The organism is Bradyrhizobium sp. SSBR45G, from assembly GCF_030159255.1.
Classification (GTDB): domain Bacteria; phylum Pseudomonadota; class Alphaproteobacteria; order Rhizobiales; family Xanthobacteraceae; genus Bradyrhizobium.
This window is the reverse complement of record NZ_BSCT01000022.1, coordinates 1-18,922: the sequence shown is the minus strand read 5'-3', so window position 1 is coordinate 18,922 and position 18,922 is coordinate 1. Positions and strand designations below refer to the sequence as shown.

Below are 18,922 nucleotides of genomic sequence, written 5' to 3'. Positions count from 1 at the left end.
GAACCATCCGAACTGAAAAGAACGTAGATCGCCATGTCGCTCCCGCAAACGCAGAACGCCAACGCCAACGACATCTCCACCGTCATCGCGACGCTTGCGAGCCGTCAGTCGCAGCGCGAGAAGACCGAGCCCCTGAGCGGTCCGAAGCGCGCGGCCGTGATGATGCTGGCGCTCGGCGAGCAGTATGGCGGCAAGATCTGGCAGCAGCTCGACGACGACGAGGTGCGCGAATTGTCGCTCGCCATGTCCACGCTGGGAACGGTCGAGGCCGACGTGGTCGAGGATCTCATGCTCGAATTCGTCTCGCGCATGTCGGCCTCCGGCGCACTGATGGGCAATTTCGACGCCACCGAGCGGCTGCTGCAGCAATATTTGCCGTCGGAGCGCGTCTCCGGCATCATGGACGAGATCCGCGGGCCCGCCGGCCGCAACATGTGGGAGAAGCTCTCCAACGTTCAGGAGGAGGTGCTCGCCAACTACCTCAAGAACGAATATCCGCAGACCATTGCCGTCGTGCTGTCGAAGCTGAAGCCGGAGCATGCCGCCCGCGTGCTCGCGATCCTGCCGGAGGACATGGCGCTCGACGTGATCGGCCGCATGCTGCGCATGGAGGCGGTGCAGAAGGAGGTCATCGAGCGGGTCGAGCAGACGCTGCGCACCGAGTTCATGTCGAACCTGTCGCAGACCCGCCGCCGCGACGCCCACGAGGTGATGGCCGAGATCTTCAACAATTTCGACCGCCAGACCGAGACCCGCTTCATCACCTCGCTGGAGGAGGAGAACCGGGAGTCGGCCGAGCGCATCAAGGCGCTGATGTTCACCTTCGACGACCTGATCAAGCTCGACAGCGCCTCGGCCCAGACGCTGCTGCGAAATGTCGACAAGGACAAGCTCGGCGTGGCGCTGAAGAGCGCCAACGAGGAGGTCCGCAACTTCTTCTTCGGCAACATGTCGTCGCGCGCCGCCAAGATGCTGATGGATGACATGGCCGCGATGGGCCCGGTGCGGCTGCGCGACGTCGACGAGGCGCAGGCCCTGCTCGTCAATCTGGCCAAGGACCTCGCCGCCAAGGGCGAGATCATGCTCAGCAAGAACCGCGCTGACGACGAACTGGTGTATTGATGGCTCAGCCAGCGAAATTCCTGTTCGACACCGACTTCGCCGCGCCGGAGAAGACGACGCGGGAGCGCGCGGCCACATCCGCCGAGATCGCACAGAAGGTCGCAACCGCCGAGGCCGCCGCCTACCGCAACGGCTACGAGGCGGCGCAGCGCGAAGCCAAGGTCGAGGCCGACCGCCGCGTCGCGTCCGCGCTGGAGCAGATCAACATTCAATTGCAGGGCATCTCCGCCCGCTTCTCCGGCATCGAGGAGCGGATGGAAACCGAGGCGGTCGACGTCGCGGTCGCCGTCGGCCGCAAGCTGTGCGCGGCGCTGATCGAGGCCGAGCCGCTCGGCGAGATCACCGGCCTCGTGCACGACTGCTTCGCGCATCTGGTGGCCACGCCGCATCTCGTGCTGCGCATCAACGACGCCTTGTACGAGCTCGCCCGCGAGAAGATCGAGAAGCTTGCCAAGCAGAGCGGCTTCGAGGGACGCCTCGTGATCCTGGCGGAGCCGGACATCGCGACCGGCGACTGCCGTATCGAATGGGCCGATGGTGGCGTCGTGCTGGATCGCGCCGCGATCGACGCCAAGATCAACGAACTGGTCGGACGCTACATGGCGTCCAAGAAGAGCTAGGCCGCCACGGTGGCCAAGGGAGTTTAAGTCATGAGCGACAACGAGATCCCGCTTCCCGACCTCAATTCCGCGGACGCGCCGCCGATCACGGGCGACACCGGCTATACCGAAGAAGAGCATGCCGCGCGCATCGCCGCCGATCTCGAAGCCGTGTTCGACGTGCCGGTGCAGGTCTCGGCCGTGCTCGGCCGCTCCAAGATGGATGTCGGCGAGCTGCTCAAGCTCGGGCCCGGAACCGTGCTCGAGCTCGATCGCAAGGTCGGCGAGGCCATCGACATCTACGTCAACAACCGTCTCGTCGCCCGCGGCGAGGTGGTGCTGGTCGAGGACAAGCTCGGCGTGACGATGACGGAAATCATCAAGTCCGACCGCAACTGACAGACATGACGCGCGCACGGATCGAGAGCGGCGCGACCGAATAGGAGACGAACATGCGGCTTCTCATCGTCGGAACGCTGAAGGGCCAGCTGACGGCGGCCACCAAGATCGCCATGGAGAATGGCGCCACGGTCACCCATGCCGAGGACAACGAGCAGGCGATGCGGGTGCTGCGCGGCGGCAAGGGCGCCGACCTGCTGCTGGTCGACGTCGCACTCGACATCCGTGACCTCGTGATGCGGCTCGATGCCGAGCACATCCATGTGCCGATCGTGGCCTGCGGCATCACCAGCGACGCCCGCGCCGCGGTCGCCGCCATCCATGCCGGCGCCAAGGAATACATTCCGCTGCCGCCGGATCCCGAGCTGATCGCCGCCGTGCTCGCCGCGGTCGCCAACGATTCCCGCGATCTCGTCTATCGCGACGATGCGATGGCCCGGGTGATCAAGCTCGCGCAGCAGATCGCCGGCTCCGACGCTTCGGTGATGATCACCGGCGAGTCCGGCACCGGCAAGGAGGTGCTGGCGCGCTACGTCCACACCCGCTCGGCGCGCGCCAAGCGTCCCTTCATCTCGATCAATTGCGCCGCGATCCCCGAGCATCTCCTGGAGTCCGAGCTATTCGGCCACGAGAAGGGCGCCTTCACCGGCGCGATCGCCCGCCGCATCGGCAAGTTCGAGGAGGCCAATGGCGGCACCCTGCTGCTCGACGAAATCTCGGAGATGGATGTCCGGCTGCAGTCGAAGCTGTTGCGCGCCATCCAGGAGCGCGTCATCGATCGCGTCGGCGGCACCCGCCCCGTCCCGGTCGACATCCGCATCATCGCGACCTCGAACCGTAACCTGGCCGACGCGGTGCGCGAGGGCACCTTCCGCGAGGACCTGCTGTTCCGGCTCAATGTCGTCAATCTCAAGATCCCGCCCTTGCGCGAGCGTCCCGCCGACATTCTCGAGCTTGCCCAGCATTTTGCGCGCAAATATTCCGAGGCCAATGCGGTGGCGCTGCGGCCGATCTCGGCGGAAGCCAAGCGCATCCTCACCGGCAACCGCTGGCCGGGCAACGTGCGCGAGCTGGAGAACACGATGCATCGCGCGGTGCTGATGGCACAGGGCGACGAGATCGGACCGGATGCGATCCTGACCCCCGATGGTGCCCGCCTCGACATCGGCAAGACGCAGCCCGCCGTCGCCCATGCGACGATGGCCGCGGAGCAGGTCACGCGTGCCCTGGTCGGGCGCACGGTCGCCGACGTGGAGCGCGATCTGATCCTCGAAACCTTGAAGCACTGCCTCGGCAACCGGACGCACGCCGCGAACATCCTGGGCATCTCGATCCGGACCCTGCGCAACAAGCTCAACGAATATGCCGATGGCGGCGTGCCGATCCCGCCGCCGGGCAGCGGCGACGGCTCGCGCATGCCGAGCCCGGTGTAGACTGCCCAAGCTCATCCCCATCGTTCTCTGCGGCGCGCTCCTCGTGGGCGCGCCGCTTGGCGTTTCCAACGCGCAAGCGGCCGCGCGGGGATTGCTGCTCGGCTGCTGGGAGCAGACATCGCATGCGCCGCTGGTGCAGCCCTCATCCGGAGAGGAATGGGGTTCGCGCAGCTGGTGCTTCGCGCCTCGCGGCAAGCTGGTGTCGCGAACGGTCACATGCGGCAGCGATGGCTGCGACGGCTGGAGCCATGAGCGCAGCTATCGCTGGCGACCGCCTGCGCTCTCGCTGTCGGATATCGAGGCATCACCGGACGGCAAGGTACAGACGAAAGTCTGGCGGCGCTGCCGGGTCCAATTTCTGACCGCCGATTGGATGCAGTTGCAGGATTGTGAGCAGTCCCCGGATCCGTGGATCCGCGAGACGCCGCGCGCCCGCGCCAAGCGTGCTTTGCCTCACGAATAGTTCGGCGCCTCGGGATTGCGGAAGATGTGGATGGGATCGCCCGGCGTGAACTCGCGCTGCGTCAGGACGGCATAGGCATAGAGCGCGAGATACAGGATCGCGACCGTGCCGATCGCATACAGAGCCCAGGTTCCGATCCGTTTCATGATTTCCGCTGCCGACGTCGACAACGGCTTTTACGGCGTCCCCCGCGGGGATGCCAGCGCGCTGGACCGGGTCAGCCGGCCGCCGCCCTTACGGCGTCAATCGCGGATTGGGCACGCTGAGCGCCGCGAGACGGGCCAGGTCATCGCCGCGATCGACCGACACATAGCTGCCATGCCAATACGCCAGGGCTGCTGCCTGCGGCGCGACGTCGACATGCAGGACGCGGCCGATCACGATGCCATGGGAATGCCGCTCGATGATTTCCTCGACCTCGCAATCCAGCGAGGCGAGCGCACCGACCAGCAGCGGCACACCGCTGACCTGCTTGCGCCACTTGGCTCCGGCGAAGCGCTCCGTACCCTTCAGCCCGCCCTTACCGGCAAACCGCTCGGCGATGTCGATCTGGTCGGCAGCCAGGAAATTGACCCCGAACACGCCTTCGCGCTGCAGAATCGGCCAGGACGACGCGTTGCGATTGAGGCTGACGATCACCGAAGCCGGATCGACCGACAGCGACGACAGCGAGCTCACGGTCATGCCGGTGATGTCGTCGCCACGGCCAACCGTGATGACGCTGACGCCTCCGACCAGTTGGCGCATCGCAGAGCGGAAATCCGGCTGGAGCGCCGTAGCATCAGACATGTGGCGGACGATGGAGTTCATTGCGTTGATCTTTCCTACCCCGCCGTGCCCGGTCCAAGCAACTGGCCCAGGATCGACCCCTCCAGCGCAGCGAGCTCAGCGGACCCGCGCTGGCGCGGGCGCGGCAGATCGACGCTGATATCCTCGGCGATCCGGCCGTCCTCGATCACCAGAACCCGGTCGGCCAGGGCCACGGCTTCCGCCACGTCATGGGTGACCAGGATTGCGGTGAAGGTTTGATCGGCCCAGACCCGCTCGAGCAGCCGCTGCATCGCAATGCGGGTCAGCGCATCGAGCGCGCCGAGCGGCTCGTCGAACGCCAGCAGCCGCGGCCCGCTGACCAGCGCACGCGCCAGCGCGACGCGCTGTTTCTGGCCACCCGACAACACCGCCGGCCATTGGTCGCGCTTCTCGGCGAGGCCGACCTCCTCGAGGGCCTGCCGCGCGCGCTCATGCGCGCCGGCGGCCTTGCGTTCACGGCCAAGCCCGACCTCGACATTGCCCAGCACCCGCGCCCATGGCAGTAGCCGCGGCTCCTGGAACATCACGCGGATATCCTCAGGCCGCGCCGCCGTCTCGCCGAAGCTGATCGTCCCCGATGTCGGCTTGTCGAGCCCCGCGATCAGCCGCAGCAGCGTGCTCTTGCCGCAGCCGCTCTGACCGACGATGGCCACGAACTGGCCGGCCGGAATCTCCAGGTCGATACCGCGCAGCACCTCGTTGTCGCCGAACGCCTTGCGGAGATCGCGGATCACGAGCGGCAGGCCACGTGTTTCGGATTTGGCCGGCGGCGCGGTCAAACTTGGCTTCCTCGCGTTGCGGAAGGCCTCAGCATGCCCGATCAGGTCGGTGCCGTCGATCGCCTCTGCACCGGACACGGGAATTCGGAGCGCTTGCTGCATCAGAGAACCTCACTGCTTGCTGAAGGCCGGATGCCAGGACAGCGTCAGCCGCTCCAGCACCCGCGAGGCGCTGTCGGCGACCTTGCCCAGCAGGGCGTAGATCAGGATGGAGAGCACGACGACGTCGATCTGCATGAACTCGCGCGCCTGCATCGCCATGTAGCCGAGGCCTGAGGACGCTGCGATCGTCTCGGCGACAATCAAGGTGAGCCACATGATGCCGAGCGCGAAGCGCAGGCCGACGAAGATCGACGGCAGCGCACCTGGGAAGATCACGCGGCGAAACAGCTCGCCGTCGGTCATGCCGTAGACGCGGCCCATTTCAATGAGTTGCGTATCGACGGTGCGAATCCCGTGCAGCGTGTTCAGATAGACCGGGAAGAACACGCCGAGCGCCACCAGGAACAGTTTCGCGCTCTCGTCGATGCCGAACCAGAGGATGACCAGCGGGATCAGCGCCAAATGCGGCACGTTACGGATCATCTGCAACGTGGTGTCGGTCAGCTTCGCCGACAGCTGCGACAGGCCGTTGGCGAGCCCGAAGGCGAAGCCGATGCCGCCACCGATCAGAAAGCCGATCGAGGCGCGCCAGAAGCTGACCCAGATGTTGCGGCCGAGCTCGCCCGACCACAACAGCTTCCAGCCGGCACGCGCGACATCGCTCGGCGCCGGCAGCACCCGCGGCGAGACGAGGCCGGCGATCGACGCCGCCTGCCAGATCAGGATGATGGCGAGCGGGACGAGCCAGGGGATCAGCCCGTCCGCGCGCGGCACCGTCAGCTTGCGAACCTTGTTGCCGACCTTGGGAAAGCTGTCGATCAGGCTCATGACTGCGATGCCCGCTGCAGGGGACGATGCTCATTGGCGATGGTCTCGCCAAACGGGCCGGTGTTGGCGCGGAGCTTGGTGACGTTGCCGGACTGATCCGACACGCCCAGGCCGAGCTTCGGGAACACCAGCTCGGCGAAGCGGTAGGCTTCTTCGAGATGCGGATAGCCCGAGAGGATGAAGGTATCGATGCCGATATCCTGATACTCGCGGATGCGCGCCGCCACCGTGTCGGGGTCGCCGACCAGCGCCGTGCCGGCACCGCCGCGGACGAGGCCGACGCCGGCCCACAGGTTCGGGCTGATCTCGAGCTTGTCGCGGCGGCCGCCATGCAACTGCGACATGCGCTGCTGGCCGACCGAATCCATCCGCGCGAAGATCTTCTGCGCCGAGGCGATGGTGTCGTCGGTGACGTGCTTGATCAGGTCGTCGGCGGCAGCCCAGGCCTCCTCGTTGGTCTCGCGCACGATCACGTGCAGGCGGATGCCGAACGACAGCTTGCGGCCACGCTTGTCGGCAACCGCCTTCACCTTGGCGATCTTGGCGGCGACATCGGCCGGCGGCTCGCCCCAGGTGAGATACTTCTCGACGGTGTCGACGGCGACGTCGATGCCGGCATCGGACGAGCCGCCGAAGAACAGCGGCGGCCGCGGCGACTGCACCGGCGGGAACAGCAGCCGCCCGTCCTCGACCTTGATGTGCTTGCCGGAGAAGTTGACCGCCTCGCCTTCGAGCAGCGCGTTGTAGACGGTGAGGAACTCGCGGGTGACCTCGTAGCGCTCCTCATGCGACAGGAAGATGCCGTCGCCCTTGTTCTCGACCGGATCGCCCCCGGTCACGACGTTGATCAGCAGACGCCCGTTGGACACGCGATCGAGCGTGGCGGTCATGCGCGCAGCGACGCTCGGCGATTGCAGGCCCGGACGCACCGCCACGAGATAGCGCAGCTTCTCGGTGAACGGCGCCACGGCGGATGCGACGATCCAGGAATCCTCGCAGCTGCGCCCGGTCGGCAGCAGCACGCCGTAATAGCCGAGCTGGTCGGCCGCCTGGGCAATCTGGCGCAGATAGTTGAAATTGACCTCGCGGCCGCCTTGCGAGGTGCCGAGATAGCGGCCGTCGCCATGGGTCGGCAGGAACCACAGCACATTGGGCTTCGACGAAGCGTTACTCATGTCATTGTCTTTCGGATTGGCGTCGCGCTTCTCGCGTCAGGTGGACGGGGTCCATTTCCAGACGATGTCGGCGACGTTGACTTGTTTCGGAATGAGCCCGACGCGGGCGAAGCGATCGGCCACCGCCTGCTGGCTCTTGATGACCTCGTCGTCGATCGGCACGACGCTGTAGACCGAGCGGTCGACGAAGCGCCTGACCGCTTCGAGATCGACGCCGGTGGCCTCGGCCTGCGCCTTCGCGACGTCCTCGTGATGCGCGTTGGCCCACACACCTTGGGCTGCGAACGCTGCGTTCAGCCTCGCGACCACGGCGGGATATTTCTCAACGAAGTCGCTGCCGACGATGTAGAACGAGTTCGGCTTGTGCACGTCCTTGTCCCAGGCGATGATGCGCGCGTTCTCCTTGATCTCGGCGAGCGCGAGATAGGGATCCCAGATCGACCAGGCGTCGACCGAGCCCTTGACGAAGGCCGCGGTGGCATCGGCCGGCGCGAGCGGCGCCGGTGTGATGTCGCTCCAGGCGAGGCCAGCCTTCTCCAGGGCTGCTACCAGAAGATTATGCGCGCTCGAGCCCTTGCCGAAGGCAATGCGCTTGCCCTTGAGGTCGGCGAGCGTCTTGATCGGCGAATCCTTCGGCACGATGATCGCCTGGCTGTTGCCGTTCTGCTTGACGGCCGCGGCGTAACGGATCTTGGCGCTGGCGGCCTGGGCGAAGATCGGCGGGGCGTCGCCGACATAGCCGAAATCGACGCTGCCGACATTGATCGCTTCGAGCAGCGGCGGGCCGAACTGGAAGTCGACCCAGACGATGTTGATGCCATCCGCCTTGAACGCGCTCTCGATGGTACCCCGCGCCCTCACGGCCGGGAAGAAGCCGCCCTTCTGGGTGCCGATCCGGATCTCCTTCGGCTTGTCCTCGGCACGCAGCGGCGCCGACCAAGCCACGACCGCAGCGGAACCCAACGACAGTTTCAGAAAATCACGACGCTTCATTGCCCTCTCCGACCAAGACCGCGCATCCACGTTGATGCGATGCACAGACAATGATGGTGGCGGGCGGAAAGCCTGTCGAGCACCCCTGAAAAATAGCGATGAAGCTCCTCCCGGCTTGCGTGACGAGGGGATGATCGTATCGAGGGACCGCGACAAAGCAGCGAGAATTTCTCGCGGGCCAGACCGCGATCACGCCAGTTCACGCGCCGTCAACCATCGCTGCGGCGCGACGCCGCAGCGCGCGATCACCGGATTCGTCGCGAATCCGCGGCGGCCGGCAGCTCCTTGATCCAGGTCAACGCCGGTTCCAGGCGTTGTCTTTAATATACGATCAGGCGCGGCCCGGATGCCGCAACCCCTTCCCCGCACACACAGCAGAGAATTCTCTCATGTCGCTCGTTGGCAGCGATGCGAACGCGTATGCGCGTCGCAGACGCATGGAAATTTTTGCCTTCCTGTTCCTCACCGCCGTGCTGATGCCCGCGCTCGCGGTCGCCACCGTCGGCTCCTACGGGCTGGCGGTGTGGGTCTACCAGATGGTGGCAGGTCCCCCCGGCCCGCCGTCGGCACACTGATTGGAAGGACCACGCCCATGCTCTCCCACCGCACCTCCTTCGACCGCCGCGCGCTGATCACCGGCCGCGTGCTCACGGCCGAGCCCGTGGTTGCCCCGCCCTCTGGCGAGATCGCCTCGATCATCGTGCAGACCCGCCCCGATCAGCTCGACCGTGTCGCAGCCGACATCCTCGCGATGCCGGGCTGCGAGATCCACGGCCGCGACGTCAAAGGCAAGCTGATCGTCGTGGTCGACGCGCCCAATGCCGGCGCGCTCGGCGACACCATGAACCGGATCGGGCTGCTGCCGCAGGTGCACTCCGCCTGCCTCGTCTTCCACGCCATCGACGCCGGCTAATCACACGAGATCCCCATGACCGAACCAAAGATCGATCGCCGCCAGATGCTCAAGCTGGAAGCCGCCGCGATTGCCGCGGCTGCCGCCGGCATGCCCGGCGCCTCGCTTGCGGCGAACCTCGTCACCGAGCGCGAGGCCACCGAATTGAAATGGGACAAGGCCGCCTGCCGCTTCTGCGGCACCGGCTGCAGCGTGATGGTCGCGACCAAGGACAACCGTGTCGTCGCCACCCATGGCGACATCAAGGCCGAGGTCAATCGCGGCTTGAACTGCGTCAAGGGCTACTTCCTCTCGAAGATCATGTACGGCCATGACCGCCTGACGCATCCGATGCTGCGCAAGACCAACGGCCAATACGACAAGAACGGCGAGTTCACGCCGGTCTCCTGGGACGAGGCCTTCGACATCATGGCCGCGAAATACAAGGACGCGCTGAAGAAGCGCGGCCCCTCCGGCGTCGGCATGTTCGGCTCGGGCCAGTGGACGATCTTCGAGGGCTACGCCGCCGTGAAGCTGTTCAAGGCCGGCTTCCGCACCAACAACATCGATCCCAACGCGCGGCACTGCATGGCCTCGGCCGTCGCCGGCATGATGCGCACCTTCGGCATCGACGAGCCGGCCGGCTGCTACGACGATATCGAGGCGACCGATGCGTTCGTGCTGTGGGGCTCCAACATGGCGGAGATGCACCCGATCCTATGGAGCCGCGTCACCGACCGAAGGCTGTCGGCGCCGCATGTCAAGGTCGCCGTGCTCTCGACCTTCGAGCACCGCTCGTTCGACCTCGCCGATATCGGCATGGTGTTCAAGCCGCAGACCGATCTCTATCTCCTCAACGCGATCGCCAACCACATCATCAAGACCGGCCGCGTCAACAAGGAGTTCGTGTCGGCGCACACCGTGTTCAAGAAGGGCCAGACCGACATCGGCTACGGCCTGCGGCCCGAGCATCCGCTGGAGAAGAAGGCGACCGGCCGCACCAAGGCCAATGACGCCACCGACATCTCGTTCGATGAGTATGCCAAGTTCGTCGCCGACTACACGCTCGAGAAGGCGGCCGAGATGTCCGGCGTGCCGCTGAACCGGCTGGAGGCGCTGGCCGAGCTCTATGCCGATCCCAAGACCAAAGTGGTCTCGTTCTGGACCATGGGCTTCAACCAGCACACCCGCGGCGTCTGGTGCAACAACCTCGTCTACAACATCCATCTGCTGACAGGAAAAATCGCCGAAGCCGGCAACAGCCCATTCTCGCTGACGGGCCAGCCCTCGGCCTGCGGCACCGCGCGCGAGGTCGGCACCTTCTCGCACCGCCTGCCCGCCGACATGGTCGTGACCAACAAGGAGCACCGCACCAAGGCCGAGCATATCTGGCAACTGCCGGAGGGCACGATCCCCGACAAGCCCGGCTATCACGCCGTGCTGCAGAGCCGCATGCTGAAGGACGGCCTGCTCAACGCCTATTGGGTGCAGGTCAACAACAACCTGCAGGCCGGCCCCAACGCCAACGAGGAGACCTATCCGGGCTTCCGCAACCCCGACAATTTCATCGTCGTCTCCGACGCCTATCCCTCAGTCACCGCACTCGCCGCCGACCTGATCCTGCCGACCGCGATGTGGGTGGAGAAGGAAGGCGCCTATGGCAATGCCGAGCGGCGCACGCAGTTCTGGCATCAGCTGGTGTCGGCGCCGGGCGAGGCACGCTCGGATCTCTGGCAGCTCATGGAGTTCTCCAAGCGCTTCAAGATCGAAGAGGTCTGGACCGAGGAGCTGATCGCCAAGAAGCCTGACGTGCGCGGCAAGACGCTGTTCGACGTGCTCTACAGGAACGGCCAGGTCGACAAATTCCCGGTCGACCAGATCGAGCCAGGCTATGGCAACGACGAGTCCAAGGCGTTCGGATTCTACGTGCACAAGGGCCTGTTCGAGGAATACGCTTCCTTCGGCCGTGGCCATGGCCACGACCTCGCGCCGTTCGAGGCCTATCACAAGGAGCGCGGCCTGCGCTGGCCCGTGGTCGACGGCAAGGAGACGCGCTGGCGATTTCGTGAAGGCTCCGACCCCTACGTGAAGGCCGGCACTGGCGTGCAATTCTATGGCTTCCCCGACGGCAAGGCGCGCATTTTCGCCCTGCCCTACGAGCCGCCGGCGGAATCGCCCGACAAGGACTATCCGTTCTGGCTGTCGACCGGCCGCGTGGTCGAGCACTGGCATTCCGGCACGATGACCCGCCGCGTGCCCGAGCTCTACAAGGCGTTCCCCGAAGCCGTCTGCTTCATGCATCCCGATGATGCGCAGGAAGCCAATCTGCGGCGCGGCGACGAGGTCAAGGTGGCCTCGCGGCGCGGCTTCATCCGCGCCCGCGTCGAGACCCGCGGCCGTGACAAGCCGCCGCGCGGCCTCGTCTTCGTGCCGTGGTTCGACGAGTCGAAGCTGATCAACAAGGTGACGCTCGACGCCACCGATCCGATCTCGCTGCAGACCGACTACAAGAAATGCGCCGTGCGCATCGAACGGGTGTGACGACCATGATCAGGAAACTTGCCATGATGCTGGTCGCGGCCAGCGTTGCAGCCGGGTCGAGCGCGCTGCTCGCCCAGAGCGTCTCGTCCTCCCTGCGCGGCCCCACGCCGCTCAACGACGAAGGCCCGGCGCCGCCGATCCAGCCGATGAAGAACACCGCCGAGAAGGAGGTGCGCAACTATCCGGAGCAGCCGCCGGTGATTCCGCATGCCATCGACGGCTATCAGGTCGACATGCAGGGCAACAAATGCCTGTCCTGCCACGCCCGCGCGCGTACCGCCGAATCGAAGGCGCCGATGCTGTCGATCACGCATTTCATGGATCGCGACGGCCAGTTCCTCGCCTCGGTGTCGCCGCGCCGTTTCTTCTGCACCCAGTGCCACGTGCCGCAGAGCACGGCCAATCCGCCTGTGAGCAACGACTTCGTCGACATCGACACGCTGCTGGCGCATGACAAGCCGGGTGGCAAGCGATGAGCAGCGGCGACATCCCGGAGGGCGCCAAGGCGCCCGTTCCCGACAAGCGGCGCGGACTCGTCCGCCGCGCCTGGCAGTTCGTGCTCGACCTGATCGACGTGCTGCTGAAGCCCAGCTCGATCTTCGGGCTCGGCGTGCTGGTGCTGGCGGGCTTCGCCGCCGGCGTGATCTTCTGGGGCGGCTTCAACACCGCGCTGGAATTGACCAACACCGAGAAGTTCTGCACCGGCTGCCACGAGATGAAGGACAACGTGTTCGCCGAGCTGAAATCGACGGTCCACTTCTCCAACCGCTCCGGCGTGCGCGCATCCTGCCCGGACTGCCACGTGCCGCACAATTGGACTGACAAGATCGCGCGCAAGATGCAGGCGTCGAAAGAGGTCTGGGGCCATCTGTTCGGGACGATCGACACCCGCGAGAAGTTCACCGACCGAAGGCTGGAGCTCGCGCTGCACGAATGGGCCCGCTTCAAGGCCAACGACTCCCTGGAATGCCGCAACTGCCACAGCGCCCAGTCGATGGACATCACCAAGCAGTCGCCGCGCGCCGTCGAAGCCCACCAGCGCTTCCTCTTCACCGGCGAGAAAACCTGCATCGACTGCCACAAGGGCATCGCGCATCATCTGCCCGACATGAGGGGCGTGCCGGGCTGGCAGTAAGGTCTCCCTAAGAGCACGAGCCGTCGCCGCGAACTCGCTGCTCTCCCCTCCCCCTTGCGGGGAGGGGTCGGGGGTGGGGGTCCACTCGGGCAGTCTTTGCTGAGACCCCCACCCCAACCCTCCCCGCAAGGGGGAGGGGGCGCATCGTCCGCTCGGAACGATCTCGCGCCAGCACAAGCGCCTCTTCCAGCTTGATCTCCTCGAAACAGCCCTTAGGTTCACGGAATGTCCCCGAGTCGCTGCCTGCGGCTCCAGCCCGTTGAGCAATGACCACCTTCTCCCCCCACCAGGATTCCGCGCTGCAGGCCGTCAGTGACTGGCTGAAGGCCAAGCCGGGCAAGAACGCCACGCCGCAGGTGTTCCGGCTGTTCGGCTATGCCGGCACCGGCAAGACCACACTCGCCCGCCACATCGCCGAAGGCGTCGACGGCGAGGTCAAGTTCGCGGCCTTCACCGGCAAGGCGGCGCTGGTGATGCGCAGCAAGGGCTGCGACGACGCCTCCACCATCCACTCGCTGATCTATCGGGCGCGCGAGAGCGGCGAGGAGCAGCCGAACTTCGAATTGTGGGACGACGCGCCCGCGTCCAAGGCCAAGCTGATCATCATCGACGAATGCTCGATGGTCGATGCCGATCTCGGCCGCGACCTGCTCTCGTTCGACTGCCCGCTGCTGGTGCTCGGCGATCCCGCGCAGCTGCCGCCGGTCCAGGGCGGCGGCTTCTTCACCGAGACCGAGCCGGACGTGATGCTGACCGAGGTGCATCGCCAGGCCAAGGACGATCCGATCGTGCGGATGTCGATGGACGTCCGCGAAGGCAACACGCTCGATATCGGCCGCTATGGCGAGAGCGAGGTGGTGGAGCGCCACGAGCTCGATCCGTCCCGCGTCATGAATGCCGACCAGGTGCTGGTCGGCCGCAACGCCACCCGCCGCGCCTACAACAACCGCTTCCGCCAGCGCCTCGACATCGAGGACGCGCTGCCCGTCGCCGGCGACAAGCTGGTCTGCCTGCGCAACAACCGCAAGAAGGGCCTGTTCAATGGCGGGCTGTGGCGGGTGAAGTCGCGCGCCACCTCCAAGTCCAAGATCGTGACCATGCGCGTTGCGCCCGACGAGGATCTCGGACGCAAGGTGACGAAGGTCTCGGTGCGCGGCGAATGCTTCGCCGGCGGCATCGAGGACATCCCATGGGAGCAGCGCAAGCCCTATGACGAGTTCGACTACGGCTATGTGCTGACCGTGCACAAGTCGCAGGGCTCGCAATGGGACGACGTCGTGCTGTTCGACGAGAGTTTTGCATTTCAGGAGAGCCGCGCCCGCTGGCTCTACACCGGCATCACCCGCGCGGCGAAGCGGCTGTCCATCGTCGTTTAACCTTCCCATGAGGCAGCGGCGGTAAAGTCCTGCCTCGTTCTCCGCAAAGCCTGCGACCCGTTGATCCAGGTCAACCTGCCGCAGCACGCTTGGCGGATAAAAATCGATTCACATCTCTGCACGACAACAACAAGCGGGGCGGAATCGCATGGCAAAGAAGACCACGAAGGGCAAGGCTTCCAACGGGCCCACCAAGCGCGCCAGCGCGACGGCGCGTGTCGCCCGGCGGCAATCCGCGGCCGAGCTCGATCCGATCGCGCAGTCGCTGGTCGATGAATCGATGCAGGCCGCACAGATCACCGAGCTGTCGGCGTTCGAGAGCCTGCTGAACGGACCGCCGGTGCTCGGCGCCGACAGCCCGCCGATCAAGGCGATGCTCGACGGCGCCGCTCCCGATGACGCCAAGCTGATGAAGGCGCTGATCGACGGCAAGCAGACCAAGCGCGAGAAGCGCCACACCTCGGACGAGCTCGCCGACAATTGGCGCCAGGGCGGATACCCCTACAAATACCGCATGTATCGCAAGGACTATGAGGAGCAGAAATTCATCCTGCAGACCGAGCTGCTCAAGCTGCAGATCTGGATGAAGGAGGCGCGCCAGCGCCTGGTGCTGCTGTTCGAGGGCCGCGACGCCGCCGGCAAGGGCGGCACCATCAAGCGCTTCATGGAGCATCTCAACCCGCGCGGCGCCCGCGTCGTCGCGCTGGAGAAGCCGAGCGACGTCGAGCGCGGCCAATGGTACTTCCAGCGCTATGTCGAGCATCTGCCGACCGCCGGAGAGATCGTGCTGTTCGACCGCTCCTGGTACAACCGCGCCGGCGTCGAGCGTGTGATGGGCTTCTGTTCGCCCGCCGAGTATGAGGAATTCCTGCGCCAGGTGCCGGAGTTCGAGCGCAACCTCGTGCGCAGCGGCCTGCACATCATCAAGTTCTGGTTCTCGGTCAGCCGCGACGAGCAGCGCCGCCGCTTCAAGGAGCGCGAGGCGCATCCGCTGAAGCAGTGGAAGCTGTCGCCGATCGACACCGCCTCGCTCGACAAATGGGACGACTACACCCGCGCCAAGGAGGCGATGTTCTTCTCGACCGACACCGCCGACTGCCCGTGGACCGTGATCAAGTCCGACGACAAGAAGCGCGCGCGGCTGAACGCGATGCGTTGCGTGCTGCACTCCCTGCCCTATGCCGGCAAGGACGTCTCGCGCATCGGCCAAGTCGACGACCTGATCGTCGGCCGCGCCAGCGTCATCCACGAGCGCGAGGAGCACGCGAGCTGAGGTGCTGCGCTCAGCGTCGATGGCGCCGGTGCGATCTCACGGTATCGGCTGGCGGCATCGCTGCATTTGCATTCGGAAAGGCCTGCATGCCACGGCGGCCCAGCTCCGCCTGTGCCGCCGGCGTCAGCGCGCCGCCGTTGAGCACATCGCGTTCGGGATGCATGGCCTCATAGGCCGCAGGCTCGGAGAATTGCGCCGATGCCGCGGTGGCCGCCAGCGTCGACATCAGCAGAGCTGCCGCCAGGCTCCTGAATGCGATCATGTTGGGTCCTCCATGCGCTCCACGCCGGTTGCGCAAGCGATGATGTAGGCAGGCGACAGCGCCGCCCCAATCACGACTGCGCGAGCCGACGGGCGTTGCTGATCGCTGTCTCTCAGACGTAGCGCGGCAGGCGCTGCCCGGGCAGCAGATCATACGGCGCCTTCCAGCCGGGCAGCGCGGCGATGCGCTGGAGCCATGCCGCGACCGGCGGGAAACGCGCGGCGAGATCATAGCCGCTCTCCTCCACCGGAAAGCTCAAATAGCCGCACAGCGAGAGGTCGGCGACCGTCGGCCGCTCGCCGATGATGAAGGGACGCTGTGCCACTTCGCCTGCGAGGATCGACAGGAAGTCGTCGATGCGTGCGCGCAAGAACCCTTGCACCTTCTCGTCGGGCTGCGGCGTGAAGGCGCGGCGATAGCGATAGGTCGCCATGAAGCCGGACAGTTTCTGATTGTCCCAGAACAGCCAGCGCAGGATCTCGAAGCGCTCATGCTCGTTCGCACCGCCGAACTTGCCGTAGCGCGCGGCGAGCTGGAGCAGAATCGGCCCGGTCTGGGTCAACCGCACGCCGTCCTCCTCCAGCACCGGAATCTCGCCCATCGGATTGACGCTGGCGCGCCAGGCGGCCGTGCGCGTGATGCCACCGCCGAAGTCGGTCCAGACCGGCTCGAAACTCTGCCCGCACAGCGCCAGCATCAGGGCCAGCTTGTAGCTGTTGCCGGATTCGGGAAAGTAGTGCAGGCGGTAGCTCGGCATGATCATCTCTCATGGGGTGGGCAAAGGCGTGCCGGCGCTCTCTCCTCACGTGAGATCCCAGCGGCACCGTCCCGATCATCTCACGGATTCGTCCGCCGCGCGACGATCGGCACGCTGCCGCCTCGCGCCGGTTGTTCTGCCCCACCCCAACGACCAGCGATGACGCGCGACCTCAGCTCCATCATGACCGACGCAGCAATGACGATCGGCGGAAGGCGCCGCCAAGTGTGAACCAGCTCATCCTTTGCGCGAAGTATATGTGATATTAATCCACCGGTTGATTCACGAAAGTCTTCCGATGGAGATCAATTTGAAACAAAAGCTCATCGTATTGGCCGCGCTGGCGTTGCTGCCAGGCGCGTTCGCCCAGGCCCAGCAGGCGGATGCGCCGGCTGCGCCCGCCGTCAACGGCCGCCAGTTCACGCCGCCGTCCTACGTGTTTAGCCCGGACCTCCCGGCTGATATCGTGACGCAGAACGTCGGCGCGATCGGGCTGCAGGTCTATGTCGACAACATGGCCTGGGACTCCTTCATCGCGCTCAACTGGCCGGCGCCCAATCCGATCGTCGAGCGCGGCGTCCCCGACCGCGAGAACGTGATCGGCGGCTTCACCTACATGACCGAGGGCGGCAAGAAGACGATGCCGACCGGGCCTGTGGTGTGGGAGACCTACAAGGATTCCGACGACATCTATCTCGATCCGCCGGTCAAGCCGGCGCCGTTCGATGCCGCCGAGAAGATCCCGCCGCAATGCCTGATCCAGGCCAGGGAGAATCCGGCTGCGGCGCGCCGCACGCTGGTCCGCACCGCCAAGATCAGCGACGTGCTGATCGCCGGCGACAAGCAGGCCGACGGCAACCGCCTCGTCGACCAGAACGGCCAGAACGTCTGGTACGAGGTCAAGCTCAACCGCGTCTATTACGACTACGTCGTCACCAACAAGTTCTATGACAGCCGCAACCAGAGCGGCGCCAAGATCGCCTTTCCGGCCTCCTCCAACACCACCGACCGTTCGGCGACGGTGAAGGTCAAGGCGGCGTGGAAGGTGATGGGCGGCCCCGGCAGCCGCCAGCCTGACGACGCGACCCGCTTCTACACCACCGATGCGCTGGTGTTCGATCCCACGACCAAGCGCTGCGACGTCCGGAAGCTCGGGCTCGTCGGCCTGCACGTCGTGATCAAGACCGACCAGTTGCCGCAATGGCTGTGGGCGACGTTCGAGCAGGTCGACAACGCGCCGACCCAGGGCCAGACGATTCCTTCGGGCGCCAAGTACAATTTCTTCAATCCGGGCTGCACCGACTGCAAGGTCAACCAGCCGCCGGCCACGGGATCGAATACGCCGACCCAGGTCATGCGCGTGATCCCGCTCGACGACGTCGCGGCGCAGAAGACGGCGATCTACCAGGCTGCGCTGAAGACGTTGCGGCTCGACAACGTCTGGCAGTACTACCGGCTGGTCAACGCGCAATGGGCCGGCAAGGGTGTGCCGATCGGCACGCCGACCCAGCCGCCGTTCCTCGCCAACACCACGCTCGAGACCTACATGCAGACCGCGCAGCAACCCAACGGCTGCATCAACTGCCACGGCAAGTTCGCCGGCACGAAAGACCTGGACTTCCAGCTGTTCGATGCCTATCCGCGCAAATCGAAGCAGCTGCTCGATCTGTTCCGCGTGCCCGGCGCAACCGCGATGAAGCCGTAGCGGAGGCTCGACTGATCGGCACCGCCTCGGCGACCCGTTCCGATGTCCTCCATCGCCCTCTCCCCTCATCCTGAGGAGCCCGCCCCCCGGGCGGGCTCTCGCAGGATGATGCCCCTTAACGGCCTCATGGTTCGAGACGGCGCTTCGCGCCTCCTCACCATGAGGGGAGGCAGCGCACGAACAAACAACTGCTCGTGAGTTACTCTGTCATGCCCGGGCTTGTCCCACGGCTGTCCGGTTTAGAATGAGTGGACAAGGCGCATGGCGTGGATTCTTCT

Annotated in this window: 21 protein-coding genes; 13 read left to right on the top strand and 8 right to left on the bottom strand. The window is 65.7% G+C overall.

Translation table 11 applies throughout. The features are described 5' to 3' along the window. The first annotated feature begins 33 nt into the window (after positions 1 to 33). The 5 genes from fliG to QQL87_RS23090 are packed head-to-tail and all read left to right on the top strand — an operon-like array spanning position 34 to position 4,016. The gene (gene fliG / locus QQL87_RS23110; RefSeq protein WP_284421128.1) at positions 34 to 1,122 is read left to right on the top strand and encodes a flagellar motor switch protein FliG; all 1,089 of its coding nucleotides are present in this window, start codon (positions 34 to 36) and stop codon (positions 1,120 to 1,122) included. After that, complete coding sequence (locus tag QQL87_RS23105; protein ID WP_284421129.1) at positions 1,122 to 1,742, top strand: FliH/SctL family protein; 621 nt, start codon at positions 1,122 to 1,124, stop codon at positions 1,740 to 1,742. The genes fliG and QQL87_RS23105 overlap by 1 nt, the downstream gene beginning before the upstream one ends. A 30-nt stretch (positions 1,743 to 1,772) precedes the next feature. Beyond that, positions 1,773 to 2,120 (top strand): flagellar motor switch protein FliN, encoded by a 348-nt coding sequence (fliN, locus tag QQL87_RS23100; RefSeq protein ID WP_012029464.1) that lies wholly within the window; start codon positions 1,773 to 1,775, stop codon positions 2,118 to 2,120. 53 nt (positions 2,121 to 2,173) lie between these two features. Beyond that, positions 2,174 to 3,553, top strand: coding sequence for a sigma-54-dependent transcriptional regulator FlbD (flbD, locus tag QQL87_RS23095; RefSeq protein WP_284421130.1), 1,380 nt, complete (start codon positions 2,174 to 2,176; stop codon positions 3,551 to 3,553). A 43-nt stretch (positions 3,554 to 3,596) separates the two neighbouring features. Beyond that, a complete protein-coding gene (locus QQL87_RS23090) occupies positions 3,597 to 4,016 on the top strand; it encodes a hypothetical protein (RefSeq protein WP_284421131.1) in 420 nt (139 codons plus the stop codon). Here the strand turns inward: QQL87_RS23090 and QQL87_RS23085 are convergent. From QQL87_RS23085 to QQL87_RS23060, 6 genes are all read right to left on the bottom strand, one after another. Beyond that, the gene (locus QQL87_RS23085; RefSeq protein WP_284421132.1) at positions 4,007 to 4,162 is read right to left on the bottom strand and encodes a hypothetical protein; all 156 of its coding nucleotides are present in this window, start codon (positions 4,160 to 4,162) and stop codon (positions 4,007 to 4,009) included. The two genes, QQL87_RS23090 and QQL87_RS23085, sit on opposite strands and share 10 nt — an antisense overlap. An 88-nt stretch (positions 4,163 to 4,250) precedes the next feature. Then, the gene (locus tag QQL87_RS23080; RefSeq protein WP_284421133.1) at positions 4,251 to 4,826 is read right to left on the bottom strand and encodes a flavin reductase family protein; all 576 of its coding nucleotides are present in this window, start codon (positions 4,824 to 4,826) and stop codon (positions 4,251 to 4,253) included. A gap of 14 nt (positions 4,827 to 4,840) precedes the next feature. Then, positions 4,841 to 5,707, bottom strand: a complete 867-nt coding sequence (locus tag QQL87_RS23075) for an ATP-binding cassette domain-containing protein (RefSeq protein ID WP_284421134.1) — start codon at positions 5,705 to 5,707, stop codon at positions 4,841 to 4,843. Between the two features lie 9 nt (positions 5,708 to 5,716). Beyond that, entirely contained in the window at positions 5,717 to 6,535 is an 819-nt protein-coding gene (locus tag QQL87_RS23070; protein WP_284421135.1) for an ABC transporter permease subunit, read from the bottom strand. Next, positions 6,532 to 7,710, bottom strand: coding sequence for an FMNH2-dependent alkanesulfonate monooxygenase (gene ssuD, locus QQL87_RS23065; protein WP_284421136.1), 1,179 nt, complete (start codon positions 7,708 to 7,710; stop codon positions 6,532 to 6,534). Before ssuD ends, QQL87_RS23070 begins: the two co-directional genes overlap by 4 nt. Before the next feature lie 36 nt (positions 7,711 to 7,746). Beyond that, positions 7,747 to 8,703: an aliphatic sulfonate ABC transporter substrate-binding protein gene (locus tag QQL87_RS23060; RefSeq protein WP_284421137.1), complete on the bottom strand. Its 957-nt coding sequence runs from the start codon at positions 8,701 to 8,703 to the stop codon at positions 7,747 to 7,749. Between the two features lie 389 nt (positions 8,704 to 9,092). Between QQL87_RS23060 and napE the strand changes: the two genes are divergently transcribed. From napE to ppk2, 7 genes are all read left to right on the top strand, one after another. After that, positions 9,093 to 9,278 (top strand): periplasmic nitrate reductase, NapE protein, encoded by a 186-nt coding sequence (gene napE / locus QQL87_RS23055; protein WP_284421138.1) that lies wholly within the window; start codon positions 9,093 to 9,095, stop codon positions 9,276 to 9,278. Between the two features lie 17 nt (positions 9,279 to 9,295). Continuing rightward, positions 9,296 to 9,616, top strand: a complete 321-nt coding sequence (locus QQL87_RS23050; RefSeq protein ID WP_284421139.1) for a chaperone NapD — start codon at positions 9,296 to 9,298, stop codon at positions 9,614 to 9,616. A 15-nt stretch (positions 9,617 to 9,631) separates the two neighbouring features. Next, positions 9,632 to 12,136: a nitrate reductase catalytic subunit NapA gene (gene napA, locus QQL87_RS23045; protein WP_284421140.1), complete on the top strand. Its 2,505-nt coding sequence runs from the start codon at positions 9,632 to 9,634 to the stop codon at positions 12,134 to 12,136. Positions 12,137 to 12,159: 23 nt separating this feature from the next. Beyond that, complete coding sequence (locus tag QQL87_RS23040) at positions 12,160 to 12,612, top strand: nitrate reductase cytochrome c-type subunit (RefSeq protein ID WP_502871206.1); 453 nt, start codon at positions 12,160 to 12,162, stop codon at positions 12,610 to 12,612. Next, positions 12,609 to 13,271: a NapC/NirT family cytochrome c gene (locus QQL87_RS23035; RefSeq protein WP_284421142.1), complete on the top strand. Its 663-nt coding sequence runs from the start codon at positions 12,609 to 12,611 to the stop codon at positions 13,269 to 13,271. The genes QQL87_RS23040 and QQL87_RS23035 overlap by 4 nt, the downstream gene beginning before the upstream one ends. 266 nt (positions 13,272 to 13,537) lie before the next feature. After that, entirely contained in the window at positions 13,538 to 14,647 is a 1,110-nt protein-coding gene (locus QQL87_RS23030) for an ATP-dependent DNA helicase (RefSeq protein ID WP_284421143.1), read from the top strand. Positions 14,648 to 14,795: 148 nt separating this feature from the next. Next, positions 14,796 to 15,920 carry a polyphosphate kinase 2 gene (gene ppk2, locus QQL87_RS23025; protein ID WP_284421145.1) on the top strand — a complete coding sequence of 375 codons (1,125 nt, stop codon included), beginning with the start codon at positions 14,796 to 14,798 and terminating at the stop codon, positions 15,918 to 15,920. A 10-nt stretch (positions 15,921 to 15,930) separates the two neighbouring features. Here the strand turns inward: ppk2 and QQL87_RS23020 are convergent, their stop codons facing one another. Continuing rightward, complete coding sequence (locus QQL87_RS23020) at positions 15,931 to 16,182, bottom strand: hypothetical protein (protein WP_284421146.1); 252 nt, start codon at positions 16,180 to 16,182, stop codon at positions 15,931 to 15,933. A 112-nt stretch (positions 16,183 to 16,294) separates the two neighbouring features. Next, positions 16,295 to 16,939: a glutathione S-transferase family protein gene (locus QQL87_RS23015; protein ID WP_284421148.1), complete on the bottom strand. Its 645-nt coding sequence runs from the start codon at positions 16,937 to 16,939 to the stop codon at positions 16,295 to 16,297. Positions 16,940 to 17,249: 310 nt separating this feature from the next. Between QQL87_RS23015 and QQL87_RS23010 the strand changes: the two genes are divergently transcribed. Then, on the top strand, positions 17,250 to 18,644 hold the full coding sequence (locus QQL87_RS23010; protein ID WP_284421149.1) for a hypothetical protein: 1,395 nt from the start codon (positions 17,250 to 17,252) through the stop codon (positions 18,642 to 18,644). Positions 18,645 to 18,922 lie beyond the last annotated feature (278 nt).

What these genes read in the sequence shown, in the direction of transcription:
- QQL87_RS23075 (WP_284421134.1), bottom strand. Translation starts at nt 5,707, where the DNA reads ATGCAGCAAGCGCTCCGAATTCCCGTGTCCGGTGCAGAGGCGATCGAC.
- QQL87_RS23050 (WP_284421139.1), top strand. Translation starts at nt 9,296, where the DNA reads ATGCTCTCCCACCGCACCTCCTTCGACCGCCGCGCGCTGATCACCGGC.
- QQL87_RS23070 (WP_284421135.1), bottom strand. Translation starts at nt 6,535, where the DNA reads ATGAGCCTGATCGACAGCTTTCCCAAGGTCGGCAACAAGGTTCGCAAG.
- napA (WP_284421140.1), top strand. Translation starts at nt 9,632, where the DNA reads ATGACCGAACCAAAGATCGATCGCCGCCAGATGCTCAAGCTGGAAGCC.
- QQL87_RS23030 (WP_284421143.1), top strand. Translation starts at nt 13,538, where the DNA reads ATGACCACCTTCTCCCCCCACCAGGATTCCGCGCTGCAGGCCGTCAGT.
- QQL87_RS23040 (WP_502871206.1), top strand. Translation starts at nt 12,160, where the DNA reads ATGATGCTGGTCGCGGCCAGCGTTGCAGCCGGGTCGAGCGCGCTGCTC.
- QQL87_RS23020 (WP_284421146.1), bottom strand. Translation starts at nt 16,182, where the DNA reads ATGATCGCATTCAGGAGCCTGGCGGCAGCTCTGCTGATGTCGACGCTG.
- QQL87_RS23060 (WP_284421137.1), bottom strand. Translation starts at nt 8,703, where the DNA reads ATGAAGCGTCGTGATTTTCTGAAACTGTCGTTGGGTTCCGCTGCGGTC.
- flbD (WP_284421130.1), top strand. Translation starts at nt 2,174, where the DNA reads ATGCGGCTTCTCATCGTCGGAACGCTGAAGGGCCAGCTGACGGCGGCC.
- ppk2 (WP_284421145.1), top strand. Translation starts at nt 14,796, where the DNA reads ATGGCAAAGAAGACCACGAAGGGCAAGGCTTCCAACGGGCCCACCAAG.
- QQL87_RS23080 (WP_284421133.1), bottom strand. Translation starts at nt 4,826, where the DNA reads ATGAACTCCATCGTCCGCCACATGTCTGATGCTACGGCGCTCCAGCCG.
- QQL87_RS23105 (WP_284421129.1), top strand. Translation starts at nt 1,122, where the DNA reads ATGGCTCAGCCAGCGAAATTCCTGTTCGACACCGACTTCGCCGCGCCG.
- QQL87_RS23015 (WP_284421148.1), bottom strand. Translation starts at nt 16,939, where the DNA reads ATGCCGAGCTACCGCCTGCACTACTTTCCCGAATCCGGCAACAGCTAC.
- QQL87_RS23085 (WP_284421132.1), bottom strand. Translation starts at nt 4,162, where the DNA reads ATGAAACGGATCGGAACCTGGGCTCTGTATGCGATCGGCACGGTCGCG.
- ssuD (WP_284421136.1), bottom strand. Translation starts at nt 7,710, where the DNA reads ATGAGTAACGCTTCGTCGAAGCCCAATGTGCTGTGGTTCCTGCCGACC.
- fliG (WP_284421128.1), top strand. Translation starts at nt 34, where the DNA reads ATGTCGCTCCCGCAAACGCAGAACGCCAACGCCAACGACATCTCCACC.
- napE (WP_284421138.1), top strand. Translation starts at nt 9,093, where the DNA reads ATGTCGCTCGTTGGCAGCGATGCGAACGCGTATGCGCGTCGCAGACGC.
- QQL87_RS23035 (WP_284421142.1), top strand. Translation starts at nt 12,609, where the DNA reads ATGAGCAGCGGCGACATCCCGGAGGGCGCCAAGGCGCCCGTTCCCGAC.
- fliN (WP_012029464.1), top strand. Translation starts at nt 1,773, where the DNA reads ATGAGCGACAACGAGATCCCGCTTCCCGACCTCAATTCCGCGGACGCG.